The following is a 14,976-nucleotide window of genomic DNA, read 5'->3' as shown; positions in this document are numbered from 1 at the left end:
GTGCATAAGATCGCAAAATACGCGATCTAAACACCGACGTCTCACACGGGTTTGCCTGATCTTTCCCGCTTCGGAGCGCTTCAAGATACATCTCTGCGAAAGTAAAAAACACTATAACACTATAAAAAATTACACTTACAAATCAACTTCATTTTCATGGTTTAACAAAAACATTTACATTATGTATCATTACTCCTCATACATTGGCTCGTATGGCTCGCGGTTCTGGGAGTCGAACTCCTCACGGATCTTTGCGCGAAGCTCTGGCTTCGTGAAGAGGTCGTAGGCTGTGCCTGCAAAAATCTTCGCCGCATAGAATGCACCCTTCTGTCCGATTGTGCTTCCAGCGGAGGCACAGCTCTGCCAGGTGTGCGGGGCTACTCCAACCGGCCAGCATGCGGCTGTGAAAAAGTTCATCGGCATGATCTGGCTGACATCTCCGGTGTCGGAGGAAGCGGTAAGCGGTGCCTTCTCCCACGCCTCTCTCGATACCACTCCCTCGGCAAGCACCTTGTCTTTCGCTTCATAGACTTTCTGGTCATGTGCCTTGATCGCCGGATCTACGGTGTCCTGGAGACTCTTTGCAAATGCAAGTTCCTCTTCTGTGTATACCGGAGGTTCAATCTCCTTCATGTTTTCCCAGGTCAGATCCTCAAACGATTTCTCGCCGAGCATATCACAGCAGCCGTACTCGGTCTTGATCTCAACCTCCGTCTCCGTCATCATCGCTGCGCCCTGTGCAACGAGACCGAGACGTCTGAGGATTTCCTTCACATCGGAAATATGCGGGGCTCTCGTGAAATACCATGCGCTTGCCTTATCCGGCACGATATTCGGGGCAAAACCGCCGCTGTCTGTCGTGTAATGGATTCTCGCCTTGTCCATCACATGCTCTCTTAAATAGTTTGCTCCGACACTCGTCAGCTCCACGGCATCGAGAGCACTTCTTCCTCGCTCCGGAGCGAAGGCTGCATGGAAGGTACGGCCCTTGAACTTATATTTCACGGATGCACTCGCAAGATAGCCCTCATCACATACCATATTCGAGGACATCGGATGCCAGCTGAGTGCCATGTCACAGCCATCAAACATGTGATAATATGCCATTTTTACTTTTCCGCAGAGAAGCTCCTCCTCCGGGCAGCCGTAAAAACGGATTGTTCCCGGAATTTTCTCCTTTTCAAGAAAACGGCGGATCGCAATCGTTCCGACCACAGCGCCGGTACCGAGAAGATTGTGACCACAGCCATGTCCCGGCGCTCCCGCAGTCACCGGCTCTTTCGTGATCTGACATTTCTGGGAAAGTCCCGGAAGCGCATCGTACTCACCGAGAACCGCAATCACCGGACTTCCGCTTCCGTACTCTGCACAGAATGCATGTGGAAGATGCTCATTGTCCGTGATCGTAAATCCCTCTTTTTTCAGAAGTTCCCGCATCAAATCTGCTGAGCGTTTCTCATTTCCGCCTGTCTCCGGGTGTTCCCAGAGATCTGTGCAGACCGCCGTGCACATGGCTTCGAGATTCTTCATCTGATCCAGCATTTCTTTCTTGCTCATTTTGCCTCTCTCCTTTTTCCACAAATTTTCTGACCACTCTCAGTTTTCCCTCAGGCTGACAATGTCCGTTGTTTCTCATTATCGCTCATTCAGTCTAAGATTTCAATATTTCAATGATTCATAGTCCTTTGCCCTGCTTAATGATCTGCCTGCTTCTTATAGGTTGCAAGCGTCACACCGATTGCGACAAAGACACTTGCCAGTGTTCCGAGATAATTTGCCGCACCCGGAAGCTAGGAAAAGATTCCCGCCTTGATTGCCACATAGATTAAAATAGAAAAGATCAAAATTCCAGTTGCAAATCCGGCTTTACGGATTCCAAACTGCATCAGCAGCGCACCAAAAAGCGCCGGGAGAAGATAATTCAAAGCCTCTGTCACACCTGCCGGCATTGCGGCGAGGACAGAACTTCCGAGAATGACACCGATCGTGAGCACAGATACATTGATGATGATTGAGGTCGCCATACCGAGAATCGAGATCACAGATCCCTTTTCCGTTCCCGGCTCCACACCCGCTGCAATCTGTGCCATGCTCGCACACGGAACTCTCATATTCGAGATATTTCCGGAGAGAAACGCCATGTAGGTTCCAATCGGCCCGAGAACCGTAAAGTAAGAGATCGGTTCGACAACCCACAAAAATCCAAATGCGCTCGCCGCCGCAATAAACGCTGTCAGAAGCGCCGCCGGATCCGGAAGCAGTCCATAGACAACTGCAAGCATCAGCGCCGGAAGAAACGAACATACGACACCGAGAAATCCGGTGATCTTTCCGATTTTGTGCATTTTCGGCATATATTCGTTTTCATAATAATCATTTTTTCCCATCGTCCATTCCTCCCTCAAATTCACACAAACTTGAAATTTTTTCAAATCCATCAGGCGTACTCACCATATAGGTAGACACCTGCAAAAGATGATCCACTCTTTACGGAAGCAGTGCCGTGATGATCATTGCTGCCAGAATTGCTATCGTTAAATTCCACTCTTTGAGCCCTTTCATGCTCTCTTTTTCGGATAATTTCAGGAGAACTGCCATGAAAACAGCTCCGAGCACACAGGCAATCGAATATTTATTTAATTTAATCAGATGAGAGGCAGACATAGAGCTGAACGCACCGATGATTGCCGCTGTGGAGATCGCCATCAGCTTTGCCGGATCTCCTCCGGAAATCTTATGCTGTACCTTGTCCATTCGATTGGCAGAAATCGTCGCAAAGATGATCCATCCAATCGATCCGAGCACCATTGTCCACACGGCCATGTCGAGCGCGAGCGGGGTCATCGGATCCGCACCGAGCTGAACACCGACGGAGGAAGTTCCAAATCCTGCCGCAATCGACTCAAACATAACGGAACCGATCAGGGAAAGTCTCATCCATGCCATCGGCGCTCCGACTGTGATTAAGAGCGAGAGCATTCCGCTCAGGATCACGATTGACGGGCCAATTGAGGTTGTCGCACTGCTCCTGAGTGCATGCTTCATCTGCTGGTCTGTCAGACCAATCCTGCTTCCCGCTTTCCACGCACTTCTCGCAAACACCAACGCCTGCACAAGTACCAGTGCGACCGGAATTCCACAGGCAATCCACATCGGAATTCCATTTGCAATCTTCATAGCATCCATACCCAACTACCTACTGCTTTTTGATTTTTCATCTCCCGATTCGGAGCGTTTTTGTTTTACAGGATACCATTTCCCATAAAACAAAAAAGCGAAGATGCCCTTCTCAAGGCTTCTTCGCTTCTGAGCGTAATCATAGCAACATTTTTTCTGTTTGTCAATCATCACTCATTTCTGAGCATGCTTCTGAACATTTCTGTTTCGAAAATTTCTACTCATGTGCACAAACGTTATCTTCCATCAGCTGCAAATCTGCACCGACGCGCGGGCAGATATCTACGGTGATCTGACAGTCCGAGACATGCTCGTAATTGATGTCAAGAGAATAGTCGATTGCCACATGAAGGTGTTCTTCTTCCCATTCCTGTTCAATCTTATTTGTCGTCAGCTGAACCAGCATCTCTCCCATCGGAGTCGCATAGCTCGTTGTGCTTCTCTCTCCCTCTGAGAACGAGAGAACCGCTGTCGCCGCACCGGTTTTCTTTACTTCCATGCGGTTTTCCGAGATCTTGATTGTGTTCCGGATGCTCTCCTCAACTCCGTCAATCACCTCGTCATAAAGAATATAATGTTTGCCGTTTTTCCAGAAATAATCTCCGGCCGTGATGACTTCCACGTCATCATGCTCTCCATCAATCAGCTGAAGTCCGCTGATCCGCACCAGAACATCTCTTGTCATAATTCCTCCGTCCTAATACTCCTCGATGTTGATCTTCTGAGTCTCTTTCACCTCATCAGGAAGAATCGAGGTCGCAAAATCCGTAAATTTCTCTGCAAGGTCGCTGACGTAAAACTGATATTTCTCCCCGGTGAGAGGATCCTGCGGATTCCGGTTCAGTCCGTGCGCCTGCAAGAGTTCCTTCAGCTCAATCGCCGTCTCATAGGCAGGGTTGACGAGTGTCACCTCATCGCCGAGCAGGCGGCGCAGAGTGGAACGCAAAAGCGGATAATGCGTGCATCCCATCACAAGGGTATCGATGTAACGCCCTTTTAACGGAGTCAGATAGCGCGATGCCATCTCATCCGTCACAGAGTCATGCCAGAGTCCTTCCTCAACAAGCGGGACAAAGAGCGGGCAGGCTTTCCCGGTCACCTCGATGTCCGGTCTCATCTGCTGCATCACCTTCGTGTATACTCCGCTTCTGACAGTCGCCTCTGTTCCGATCACACCGATCTTTCCGTTGCGCGTCGCAGAAACCGCAGCTCTCGCACCGGCATTGACCACACCGATGATCGGAATATCCGACTCCGCCGCAACCGTGTCGAGCGCATATGCACTCGCGGTATTGCAGGCAATCACGATCGCCTTGACTCCCTTTGTCCGAAGGAAACGAATGATCTGGCGGGAATAGCGCACAATCGTCTCCTGAGACTTGCTTCCATACGGGACACGCGCCGTGTCTCCAAAGTAGACAATCCGCTCCTCCGGAATCTGGCGCATAATCTCTCTCGCAACTGTGAGACCACCGATTCCGGAATCAAACACGCCCACCGGCGCATCCCGGTCGACACCTGCCAGATTCAGAGCACTCTGAATATTCTTCTCCTCTGCTCCCATCGCTGATCACCTACCGCTCAAATGCCAGATCGATCAGATGATCAATCAGATCCGTCTTTGAAATTCCAGCTGCCTCCCAGAGCATCGGGTACATGCTGATTGCCGTAAATCCCGGCAGAGTGTTGATCTCATTGAAGATCACCTCTCCATCCGCAGTTACAAAGAAATCCACGCGCGCAAGGCCATAGCCGTCGACTGCGTTGAAAATCTTCTCTGCCGCAGTTTTGACACGGGCAGCTGCATCACCCGGAAGTTCCGGATTCACAACGGTTCTCGATTCCTCATTGTTGTACTTTGCATCGAAATCATAGAAGTCTGCTGCTGCTAATACCTCTCCAACCACGGAAGACTTCACCGGTTTTGTGCCTCCGCCGAGGACTGCACACTCGATCTCACGTCCGACAATCGTCTCCTCGACAAGGATCTTGCGGTCGTGGTGGGCTGCTTCCTTAAGTCCTGCAATCAGTTCTTCACGGTTTTCTGCCTTGGAAACTCCTCTCGAAGATCCTGCATTGGAAGGCTTGATGAATACCGGATAAGCAAAACGGTCTTCCACACGGCGCACTACACTGTCGAGATCCTTCTCCATCTTCCAGCGCATAACCGGAACGTAAGCTGCCTGGCGGATTCCGAGTGTATCCACAATGATCTTCGTGTACAGTTTATCCATTGAAACGGCAGAAGCCAATACTCCGCATCCGACATACGGAATCTTTGCAAGCTCAAACAGACCCTGAACGGTGCCATCCTCGCCGTAAAGGCCGTGCAGAACTGGGAAAGCCACGTCAATGTGCTCCTCCCAGAATTTCTCTCCGTCCTGGAACAGCACACACTGCTTCGTTGCATCCGGAAGGATCGAAGCCTCCACCTTGCTGTCTCTCCATGCACCGGAACGGATCTCCTCAACGGAATCTGTCTTTACCCAATGTCCCTCTTCGGTAATACCAATCAGAATCAGGTCATATTTGGTCTGATCTATCAGTTCAATCACATTTGCCGCTGACATGCAGGATACCACATGTTCAGAAGACTGTCCTCCAAACAGAACTGCGATTTTTTTCTTATTCATCTCTCTTTTCCTCCTGGAAATATGCTCATACTCACTCTGACCCCTGCCCTCCATCTTTTTCTCAAAATACAAATTCTGGAAAACACGGGATCCGACTGCGTTGAATCTGATTAATTATATCATATCTGTCAATACTAAAAAACAAGAATTGTAATCTCAATCTGCTACCATCACTGTATCATATGGAATTTTCCGTTGCGAAAATTCCTATCCGCATACAAGAACAAACACAAAACAGAAAGGAAGATTTTCTTGAAAAAGTCAGAATTCCACACAGGTCCTTATTTTCCCGGACTTCTCGCCATGATTCTTCTCATCTTTCTCCTGAGCCTCACGGCTCTCCAGAACAGGCGGGAAACCCTTGCTGCCCACATCGCCCCTGCTGTTCTTCGCTTTCATGTGCTTGCAGACAGCGACCATGAGAAAGACCAGGACGTCAAACTCGAGGTCCGCAGTCTCGTTCTCGATCTGATAAAAGAAAATCTGCCCAGACATGCCAACAAACAGGAAACGATCTTGTGGATTTTATCCTCAAAACCATTTATTGAAGAGACTGCTGACTCCTACCTCGCCAGTCACGGCTTTTCCTACCGCTCCCGCCTCTCCCTCGAACACACCTACTTTCCGACCCGGACTTATGACCATCTCGTCTTTCCCTGCGGAAACTACGATGCGGTGCGCCTCGTTCTCGGAAGCGGAAAGGGGCACAACTGGTGGTGTGTCCTCTACCCCGCCTTCTGCTTCACCGACGAAATCTGCAAACCACTCACCGCCGAGAAACTCGCCGAGTTGAAATCCGCGGTTGAAAAAGACGATTACCCCGCCCTTGTGGATAATCGTCCTGATCTCAAACTTCTTTTTCCGCTATTTATCTCTCGTACCCTTCAATCTGATTAAAAAACACTGTTGCCATCCTTGAGAGGCAATCAGGCGTCTTGGCGGGAATGTCCATGCAAACCCGTTTGGGCCGTCAGTGCTTAGGTCGCGTATTTTGCGACCTTATGCACTGCTACGCCCCAATTCGGAGCGAGAGCGAGTTTGCAGGGATTTCTCCCGCCTAAAGACGCCCTACCGACACTCGGTTCTCGCCCCTTACTCGTAATCCTTATCTTTAATCCGGATTTACAAGTCCCGTGACTGCCCATCCGTAAGTCTCAATCGCCTGACGCAGGGCTGTGTCCGCATTCTCGTAGGAAGCTTCCTTGCTGTAATAGCTCAGCATACCTCCCAGATACTGCGTCTCGGACATCATGCCGAGCTCCTTCATCTTTGCATAGCTGTCCGCACTCTTCTTTGCTGCCTCAAATCCATCCTTTGCAGCCTCGTAAGCGGCAAGTTTTGCCTGCACATCGCTGTAAAGTTCTTTCATCTTGATCGTCATCTTCTCGTCACTCTCATTGATCGCAGCGAGGCGGGCCGCATCTCCTGCATAAGTGTTGGCGGAGGAAGAACGGCGCAGCTGCTGAAGCTGGGTATTGTTACCGATTGCTTTTCTCGTGTCCTCCTCAAGATTCATCTCAGAGATCTTTGAGAGATCCACGGACGGAATCGATGCGATCTTCGGGGTCGCATCTGCCGGCCATCCGGTCATTGTGCAGATCTTCGGCAAAATCTGGGAGAGCGCACTGTCAATCGTCTCGATGTTGGACTGCGCGGTCAGCTGATTCTTCTGCGCAGTCAGCACATCGGTCGCCGTCGCCATTCCAAGCTGCTGCTGCTTGACTGCAAGATCATACTGGCGGTCGTAGAGCTCCTTCATATGTGCCAGGACAGCGCGCTGTTTTGAGAGGGAATCATAGGAAATGATCGCAGACTGCGCATACATCGTAATCTGCTTTTCCACCTTCTCAAGCTGGATCAGATTGCTCTTGCTGAGCGGATTGACTGCCGCCGAACTCATCGCCTTGATGACAACATTCAGAACCGTCTTCTGAATCGTGCTGTTAATGACTGCGGAGAGATCCCCGTCATCCTTCGCACTGTCAAGGCGGTCCGAGGCCTTTCGTCTCGCACTCTGGAGTTCCTCGAGGTTGTTTGCGAGATCCTGTCTCGTCTCATCGAGATTGTCCCACTGCGTCCGCATTGTCGTGTTGAATTCATGAATCAGGTTCGGAACCTCATCGTACTCAATCACATCATCGGTCAGCTTTGCCCAGGTCGCATCGTCATATCCGGAGTTCACACGGTCACTCAGCGGACCGGCTCCCGCCCATGCCTGTGTCGGAAATGTCACCGCCGCAGAAGTGCCAAGAACAGCAGCCGCAAGTGTCATCGCCAAGAAACGAGAAGTGCCTCTTTTCATTTTTTCTCTTCTCATGCTCTCACCGCCTTACGTTCCTGCTAAACCGTTGATCGTCCACTCATAGTTCTGGATTGCCTGAAACAGCTTGTAGCGGTTGATCTGAACGGTCAGTTCTGCGGTCTGCGCCGTATTCTGCTGCGTTTTCAATGACAGATTGTCGAGCTGGCCGGTCTGTGCCTTTTTCTGTGCAATCTGAAGATTCTGCTGTTCAAGCGCTGCCTGTGTCACAGAGAGATCATACGCGGTCTTTGCAGAGAGCACAGACTGATAACTGCTGTTCACAGAAGCAACAATCGCGCGCTCATTGTCCGCAACCGTCGTCGTCAGATCGTCTTTCTTATCCTGACTTCTCGCATTCGAGAGCTGGCGCTTGTTGATCAGAAGCGTGTAATTGTTCTCAAGCGCTTTGTCCTTGTCGACACTCGGATTCATATTCGCAATCCGGGAATCATCGATCTCCGGAACCGGTCCGATCTCCGGCGTCGCATCTGCTGCCCAGCCGAGCATTACCTGAAGCTTCTGTCTTCCAGTGTCGATCGCGGACTGGTCATTGATCAGCGCCTGATCCGTATTTCTGAGAGACTCCTTTGCAGTCAGGACATCAATGTCCGTCGCCATACCCGCATTCCGTCTCGCCTCAACCGCCTGACAGTTCTCCTGTGCAAGTTCTTTCGCTTTCTGGTCAACCTGAAGCTGAATCTGATTCTGGTACCAGCTAATCATCTCGCTCTGCGCACTCTGCACAATTCCCGCCTCGGTCTGGCAGTTTGTCATGTACTTGACATAGCTGTCCTCAAGTGCATCATCCGCCTTCTCCTCGTAAGTCTTTGCCGTCTGGTTGTTGCTGATGATCTGTGCCATCATGGAGCCGTAGTTGGAATCGTCCACATCCGGATAGGAGAGCGCATCCCGCAGATCGGCCGCCAGCTTGCGGTACTCATCTGCAACGTCCTCCTTCGTGTCGCCGTACTTCTTGCGGAATTCATTGTAATCAATCTGATTTTTCTGTACCGTCGCATTGTACTCGTGCACAAGACCGGCAAGCTCGGAATACTCAATCTTATTGTCCCGCAGCTGCGCCCACTCCTCTGCCGTCCGGGAAAACTCCGGGCTTGCGGCATATGCCGCGAATGGGGCGGACACCGCCAGAATGCCAGCAAGACTGGCTGGAAGAATATATCGTAACAATCTCATATTTCTCTCCTTATTATGTTGGTGGGAAGGTTTCGGTATCTGGTCTTCCTAATGTCACTAGTTTCTGTCACTGGTTTTAGTATAACACCGAAACCTTACCCTTTCCGCACCCGTTTCATTACAGTTTCTTTACATTTGATTTTTCATTCCATCTGATTTCCTTACATTTCGTGAAAGGAATGTTCTTTCAGGGCACCGTGCTTGAGAATATCGAGCTGTTTGTGAAACATCACTCTTACCTTATCTAAAGATTCCGGATTCTCATAATACTGCTTGATGGCAAGCAGTATCACAGTCATTCCAAGCGGCATCAGTACCGAAAAATCTTCAATGGTATCCACGCGCAGGCGGTTCTTGTCAATCAGATTAAAAAACCACGCTGCCGGGCTGTCATCCGCCGCCATATTACATGGTTTTGACCAGTCTCTGAAACCGACACCCTGAATATTTTCCTGATAAGAAAAGAGATTTTTGGCCATGTGGAGCAGACCGTCTGTCTCCTGAAGCGTCCGCACAAAATACTCAAACATCTGCTCGAGAAGCGCGAAGTAATCTCCGCCGCTTCTTCGAATCTCTCTCTCGCAGAATTCCTGCAATTCCCTTCTCATATCCGCAAGCAGGAACTTCACCACATCTGACTTGTCTTCAAAGTAGGTATAAAAGCTTCCTCTTGAAATCCCCGCATTGTGGATAATCTGGTTGATGGATACTTTTTCAAAAGGAACTCTCGCAAATTCCTTCATCGCGGCAGCCCGGATCACAGCCTTTTTCTGCTCCGGCAGCCGCATAAATCTCTCTGTTGGCATCTTTTCTTTCCCTTTCTTACTCTCCCCGATAAATGGATTAATCGTTACTGTACACGGGTAGGCATTTTCTGAACTGAAAATGCCGTATGATACAGTGATGGTAGCAGATTCTGCCGATTTGGAATGCGAAGCATCGGCAAAATCCGTTGCTGTTTGCGCAATGCGTGAACAGTAACAATTAATCCGGCATCGGATCTCCGTCTACCCACTTTCTTCCCGCCATGTATACAAAGCGGTAGAACGTCGGCAGAAGAATCAGGGTCAGGATCGTCGAGGTCGTCAGACCACCTACGTTTACAAGCGCCATACCCTGCATCATTGCACCAGACTTACCAAATGCAAACGCGTTCGGGATCATGGAGATGATCGTCGTCAGCGTTGTCATGATCATCGGTCGAACACGGATTGCTCCAGCCTCAACGAGTGCCTCATCAATCGGAGTTCCCGACCCGATCATCTGGTTCACGGTATCCACGTATAGGATACCGTTGTTTACCACGGTACCGACGAGCATCAGGAATCCAAGCATGGATACCATACTGATCGCACTGTCTGCAAGGAACAGTAGACCGAAGGAACCGATCATTGCAAACGGAATCGTCGCCATCACCATCAGGGAATACTTCGGAGACTCAAACTGAATCGCCATGACGATGAAGACAAGGAAGATACCGGTTCCAAGTGCTCCGCCGAGAGCTCCGATCTCCTCACCCATCATCTCATCCATGCTGTTTGTCGCCATCTCGACATCTGCCGGCATGCTCCAGTTCTTTACATAGTCATTGACTGCCTGCTTTGCCGTCTTCTTTGCGTCAGCCTGCGGCTGCATCGTGATTGCTACCTGATACTGCTTATCTTTTCTCTTGATCTGCTGCGGGCTGTCCTGATAAGAGATATCTGCGAGATCCTCCAGCGGAAGCGTTGCGCCTGTCGCCGTCGTGATCATCATGCCCTGCAGCTTGTCGATCGTGTCGTAACGGTCGGAAGCATACTCAACCTTTACATCGACATCCTCACCGTTGATGCGGACTGTCGATGCCTTCACACCACTTAAGTTCGTGTAAATCACAGAACCGATGCTAGCCGGGGTCAGTCCTTCTGCCTCAGCGGTAACCGGATCAACTTTTACCTTTACTACTGGTGCTGCGTTCTCAATCGAGGAGTGTACCTGCATGACATCGTCGCGCTGTCTGAGTTCCTCGACAAGCTGGTCTGCTGCCGATTTCAGTGCATCGTAATCTACACTCTGAAGATCGACCTCAATCTGGTCTCCGCTCGACATCGAGCTTGAGGAAGTGGAACTTCCGCTCTCCATCGAAACGGTGCAATCCTTATAATATGCAGTCTCATGTCTCCACTTATCCATGACCTCATCCGTTGAGAGCTTTCGGTCATCCTTCAGATATGCGGTCAGCGTGACATCAGAACCGGCGCCGACACTCAGTCCGCTTGCTCCGTAGGTCAGCAGATAATGATCGACATCCTCATCGCTTGATACGAGATCCTCAAGACCCTTCACTGCATCATTGACTGCCTCGATCGTCAGACCCGGCTTTACCTGAATCGTCATATCAACGATTCCCTCATCGGCAGATGCCATCAGGTCCATGCTCAGACGGCTTGCCATCATAAATGCAAGAACAAGAAGTGCGATTGCAGAGATAAATACCGTCTTTGTCTTCGGAATTACCTTCGGCATCGTCTTGCGGTACCATGCCTGGAAATGCTTCAGAACACGGTCAGCCGGTGCGCTGTCCTTCGCCTGCGGATGCCAGTGTAAAAAGCACAGCGGTACAATTGTGACTGCGGAGAACAGGGATGCGATCAAGCTGAAGACGATCGTGTAACCGAGCTGTTTGAACAACTGTCCACTCAGTCCGGAAAGCAGAGCCAGCGGAATGAATACAACGCAGGTCGTCGCCGTACCACCGATGATCGAACCGATCATCGTCTTTGTTCCCTCAACAGCCGCCTCATAGAAGTCCGGCTTCTTTTCTTTCGCTCGGAAACATCCATCGAGAACGTTGATCGAGTTATCTACCATCATTCCGACACCGAGTACGAGGGAGGTCAGAGAAATAACGTTCATCGAGAATCCCATCGCACTCATACAGATCAGCGCGATCATAACAGAAACCGGGATGGACGTACCTACGATGACGGAAGCCCGGAGCTCACCGTAGAAGATGAACAGGATGATCATCGAAAGGATGATTGCCATGACCATCGTCTGTGCTACGTTCTTGATGGAGCTTGTGATCATCTCACTGCTGTCGTTTACAATCGTGAAAGTCAGATCCGGATACTCTGCCTCAAGTTTTGAGATCTGCTTGAGCACCTGCTTCGATACATCGATTGCGGTACTGCTCTGCTGCTTCTTGATGCCGACAGAAATGACATCCTGACCATTGTAACGGCCGATTGAGGATTCCTCCTCAAGTGCATCGGAAACCTCTGCGACATCGGACAGGTGGATCGTGTCACCACCTGCAAGCGGGAGCACGATGTTCTTGAGTTCCTCTGCGCTGTCATAGTCATTTCCGACACTGACATCAAGTTTCTGTTTTCCGACGGTCACATCACCGGCAGGAATCGTAAAGTCTGCGGCACCGACAAGCTGTGCCACGGTGTTCATGTTCAGATGATACTGAGCCATCTTCTCCGGATCAAGCTGAATCCGGATGTAGGACTGCTGACCACCGGAGATCGATACCTCACCGACGGAGCTGAGTTTTTCAAACTCCGGAACGATGTTGTTGTCTACATAAGTATAAAGGTTTCCGCTCACATCTCCGCTGACTGCAAGAGAAATAACCGGCTGGGAGTTCATATCGAGCTCCATGATCGAAGGCGTATTCGCGTCATCTGGAAGATCGTCCTGAATTCCGTCGATTGCCTTCTTCAAGTTGATGTATGCGGTATCAATGTTTGTTCCGTACTCATACTGAACCAGCACGATCGAAACATTTTCCTGAGAATAGGAAGTAACGGAATCCACGCTGTCGAGCGTCGATATCGCGTCCTCTTCCTTCATTGTAATCAGCTCATTGATATCATCCGGGCTCGCTCCGGCATAGACCGTGGAGATGATCAGCATCGGCATCTCCATCTCCGGCGTCAGCTCTACTTTCGCTCCGAGCACAGCCTGCAGACCGAAGTACGCGAACGTAATCAGGCACAGGATAACTGTTACCGGGCGGCGCAGAGCAAATTTTGTCAAATTAATCATTTTGCGCTCACCTCGCTGTCAGCTGCTGTCTCACTGTCTGCACTGCTCTCTGCATTCTCCGCAGAAGAATCGTTAGAAGAATCTGTGCTTGTTTCCGTGGAATCTGTTCCGTTATCCAGAAGAACTTCCTGACCTGCCACAAGCTCATTGCTCCATGTCGTGATGATCTGGGCACCTGCATCCAGTCCGGAAATCACCTGCATTCTCTCGGAATCGTAAATACCGGTCTCGATCTCGGTTTTCTCTGCGATTCCATTGTTGTATACATAGACGAACGGAACACCTGCATCGTAGTTGACTGCATCAACCGGAATGGTCATCACATTGTCTGCGTGATCCATCACAACCGTGATCTTGACACGGGTTCCGTTAGAAAGGCTTCCGTCCTGCGGAAGAGATGCCTTCACATCGTAAAGACCTGTGGAACTGTTTACCATAGAACCGATCTCGGTGATATTTCCCTCTCGGCTGCTTCCATTCTTCTCAACAGTCAGCGTATCGCCGAGGGACATGTTCTTCATCGTCTTCTCAGTCACGCCGAACTTCACCTCAAGCTGGTTCTGTCCGGAGATCTCGCAGATTGCAGTCTGGCTGTTTACATGATCGTGAAGCTCAACATTGCGGCTCTCAATCACACCGTCCATCGGAGCGGTCACAGTCGTGTACTCCACCTGAAGATCATACTGATGCTTTGCAGAATCGTAGGAAATCTGCGCGCTCTTTGCGGAATTCTGTGCCTGCTCAAGTGCCTGCTGGGATACAAATCCGTCTGCTGCGAGTGCCTGGGTACGGCTCAGGTTGTCATTCGCATTGTCGAGAGCGACTTTTGCCCCATCGACCTGAAGCTGAAGGGAAGTCAGTGCATCCGAATCAATCTTGATTAACGGCTGTCCTGCCTTCACCGTATCTCCTGCCTGGAAGTAAACCTCCAGAACCTCACCGCCCATCTTCGGCATCACCGACGCACGGGACTGGGGCTCCACAATACCGGTTACATCCGTATACAATACAATATTTCCCTGCTGTGGCTGCTCCACCGCAACAGTCGGACGGTTCTCATACTCCACGACCGGCTCTTTCTTGAAAAAGCGGGTAAAAATCAGTCCTCCGGCAAGAACCACCACGATTCCGCCAACAATCCACTTCATCTTTCCTTTCATTTTTCTTCCTTTTCCTTCCTTTTTCTGTCTCCGATTTATGACACCTGTTTCTGATTATTATGCGACTGTCCGCCAACAGATGCAGTCGGATTCCTGACCGGGATCTTCCATCCCTGCACAGAAACCAGACTTCTGGTGACAATCTGTCACTCATTATAATGACAACCTGTCACTATGTCAATAGGGCAATGGAAAATTTATATTTTTTTAACACTTAAGGAAATACTTGGCATTTTTTTCACAATCGTCTTTGATTTGTCTGATTTTTTAGTTTATAATCTGAATATATAGAAATTCCCGTGAAGTCCGAAAAATTTGTAAATTAAGATAAAAAGGCTCTATGTCAATAGTTGGGGTGGGATCCTTTGGAATCCCGCCTAATTATTGACTTTAGAGCCATTTTAATGATGAGCTCTAAACGTCCTGTTTTTGGGCATGCCAAATAAGCCTCCCTCATTTACCGACCATTTTAACT

12 protein-coding genes are annotated in these 14,976 nt (G+C 49.9%); 1 reads left to right on the top strand and 11 read right to left on the bottom strand.

Annotated features, from left to right (window positions below):
- Positions 1–189: 189 nt before the first annotated feature.
- From ACR0QE_RS07915 to ACR0QE_RS07890, 6 genes are all read right to left on the bottom strand, one after another.
- Positions 190–1,557 carry an amidohydrolase gene (locus tag ACR0QE_RS07915; protein WP_432627829.1) on the bottom strand — a complete coding sequence of 456 codons (1,368 nt, stop codon included), beginning with the start codon at positions 1,555–1,557 and terminating at the stop codon, positions 190–192.
- A 233-nt stretch (positions 1,558–1,790) separates the two neighbouring features.
- On the bottom strand, positions 1,791–2,387 hold the full coding sequence (locus ACR0QE_RS07910) for a hypothetical protein (protein WP_432627828.1): 597 nt from the start codon (positions 2,385–2,387) through the stop codon (positions 1,791–1,793).
- A 100-nt stretch (positions 2,388–2,487) separates the two neighbouring features.
- The gene (locus ACR0QE_RS07905; protein ID WP_432627827.1) at positions 2,488–3,186 is read right to left on the bottom strand and encodes a DUF5058 family protein; all 699 of its coding nucleotides are present in this window, start codon (positions 3,184–3,186) and stop codon (positions 2,488–2,490) included.
- A 208-nt stretch (positions 3,187–3,394) separates the two neighbouring features.
- Positions 3,395–3,862 (bottom strand): DUF1934 domain-containing protein, encoded by a 468-nt coding sequence (locus ACR0QE_RS07900; protein ID WP_432627826.1) that lies wholly within the window; start codon positions 3,860–3,862, stop codon positions 3,395–3,397.
- 12 nt (positions 3,863–3,874) lie between these two features.
- The gene (murI, locus tag ACR0QE_RS07895) at positions 3,875–4,741 is read right to left on the bottom strand and encodes a glutamate racemase (protein ID WP_432627825.1); all 867 of its coding nucleotides are present in this window, start codon (positions 4,739–4,741) and stop codon (positions 3,875–3,877) included.
- Positions 4,742–4,751: 10 nt separating this feature from the next.
- Positions 4,752–5,810, bottom strand: a complete 1,059-nt coding sequence (locus ACR0QE_RS07890; protein ID WP_432627824.1) for a D-alanine--D-alanine ligase family protein — start codon at positions 5,808–5,810, stop codon at positions 4,752–4,754.
- A gap of 252 nt (positions 5,811–6,062) precedes the next feature.
- On the opposite strand from ACR0QE_RS07890, the gene ACR0QE_RS07885 reads away from it, so the two are divergent.
- Positions 6,063–6,707, top strand: coding sequence for a stage II sporulation protein R (locus ACR0QE_RS07885; RefSeq protein WP_432627823.1), 645 nt, complete (start codon positions 6,063–6,065; stop codon positions 6,705–6,707).
- A gap of 214 nt (positions 6,708–6,921) precedes the next feature.
- Here the strand turns inward: ACR0QE_RS07885 and ACR0QE_RS07880 are convergent, their stop codons facing one another.
- The 5 genes from ACR0QE_RS07880 to ACR0QE_RS07860 all read right to left on the bottom strand — a co-directional run bounded on the left by ACR0QE_RS07880 (position 6,922) and on the right by ACR0QE_RS07860 (position 14,501).
- Complete coding sequence (locus ACR0QE_RS07880) at positions 6,922–8,127, bottom strand: TolC family protein (protein WP_432627822.1); 1,206 nt, start codon at positions 8,125–8,127, stop codon at positions 6,922–6,924.
- 12 nt (positions 8,128–8,139) lie between these two features.
- A complete protein-coding gene (locus ACR0QE_RS07875) occupies positions 8,140–9,306 on the bottom strand; it encodes a TolC family protein (protein WP_432627821.1) in 1,167 nt (388 codons plus the stop codon).
- A 161-nt stretch (positions 9,307–9,467) separates the two neighbouring features.
- Positions 9,468–10,112 carry a TetR family transcriptional regulator gene (locus ACR0QE_RS07870; RefSeq protein WP_432627820.1) on the bottom strand — a complete coding sequence of 215 codons (645 nt, stop codon included), beginning with the start codon at positions 10,110–10,112 and terminating at the stop codon, positions 9,468–9,470.
- Between the two features lie 178 nt (positions 10,113–10,290).
- Positions 10,291–13,341, bottom strand: coding sequence for an efflux RND transporter permease subunit (locus ACR0QE_RS07865; protein WP_432627819.1), 3,051 nt, complete (start codon positions 13,339–13,341; stop codon positions 10,291–10,293).
- On the bottom strand, positions 13,338–14,501 hold the full coding sequence (locus tag ACR0QE_RS07860; protein ID WP_432627818.1) for an efflux RND transporter periplasmic adaptor subunit: 1,164 nt from the start codon (positions 14,499–14,501) through the stop codon (positions 13,338–13,340). Before ACR0QE_RS07860 ends, ACR0QE_RS07865 begins: the two co-directional genes overlap by 4 nt.
- Positions 14,502–14,976 lie beyond the last annotated feature (475 nt).

The sequence above is a fragment of the Brotaphodocola sp. genome (assembly GCF_050873065.1).
Classification (GTDB): domain Bacteria; phylum Bacillota; class Clostridia; order Lachnospirales; family Lachnospiraceae; genus Brotaphodocola.
The sequence above is the reverse complement of the archived record's forward strand: the minus strand, read 5'-3'. Positions and strand labels throughout refer to the sequence as shown.

Bases quoted from the DNA above. Each gene is read 5' to 3' on its own strand.
- ACR0QE_RS07860 (WP_432627818.1), bottom strand. From the start codon at position 14,501: ATGAAAGGAAAGATGAAGTGGATTGTTGGCGGAATCGTGGTGGTTCTT.
- ACR0QE_RS07905 (WP_432627827.1), bottom strand. From the start codon at position 3,186: ATGGATGCTATGAAGATTGCAAATGGAATTCCGATGTGGATTGCCTGT.
- ACR0QE_RS07870 (WP_432627820.1), bottom strand. From the start codon at position 10,112: ATGCCAACAGAGAGATTTATGCGGCTGCCGGAGCAGAAAAAGGCTGTG.
- ACR0QE_RS07875 (WP_432627821.1), bottom strand. From the start codon at position 9,306: ATGAGATTGTTACGATATATTCTTCCAGCCAGTCTTGCTGGCATTCTG.
- ACR0QE_RS07880 (WP_432627822.1), bottom strand. From the start codon at position 8,127: ATGAGAAGAGAAAAAATGAAAAGAGGCACTTCTCGTTTCTTGGCGATG.
- ACR0QE_RS07890 (WP_432627824.1), bottom strand. From the start codon at position 5,810: ATGAATAAGAAAAAAATCGCAGTTCTGTTTGGAGGACAGTCTTCTGAA.
- murI (WP_432627825.1), bottom strand. From the start codon at position 4,741: ATGGGAGCAGAGGAGAAGAATATTCAGAGTGCTCTGAATCTGGCAGGT.
- ACR0QE_RS07865 (WP_432627819.1), bottom strand. From the start codon at position 13,341: ATGATTAATTTGACAAAATTTGCTCTGCGCCGCCCGGTAACAGTTATC.
- ACR0QE_RS07915 (WP_432627829.1), bottom strand. From the start codon at position 1,557: ATGAGCAAGAAAGAAATGCTGGATCAGATGAAGAATCTCGAAGCCATG.
- ACR0QE_RS07900 (WP_432627826.1), bottom strand. From the start codon at position 3,862: ATGACAAGAGATGTTCTGGTGCGGATCAGCGGACTTCAGCTGATTGAT.
- ACR0QE_RS07910 (WP_432627828.1), bottom strand. From the start codon at position 2,387: ATGGGAAAAAATGATTATTATGAAAACGAATATATGCCGAAAATGCAC.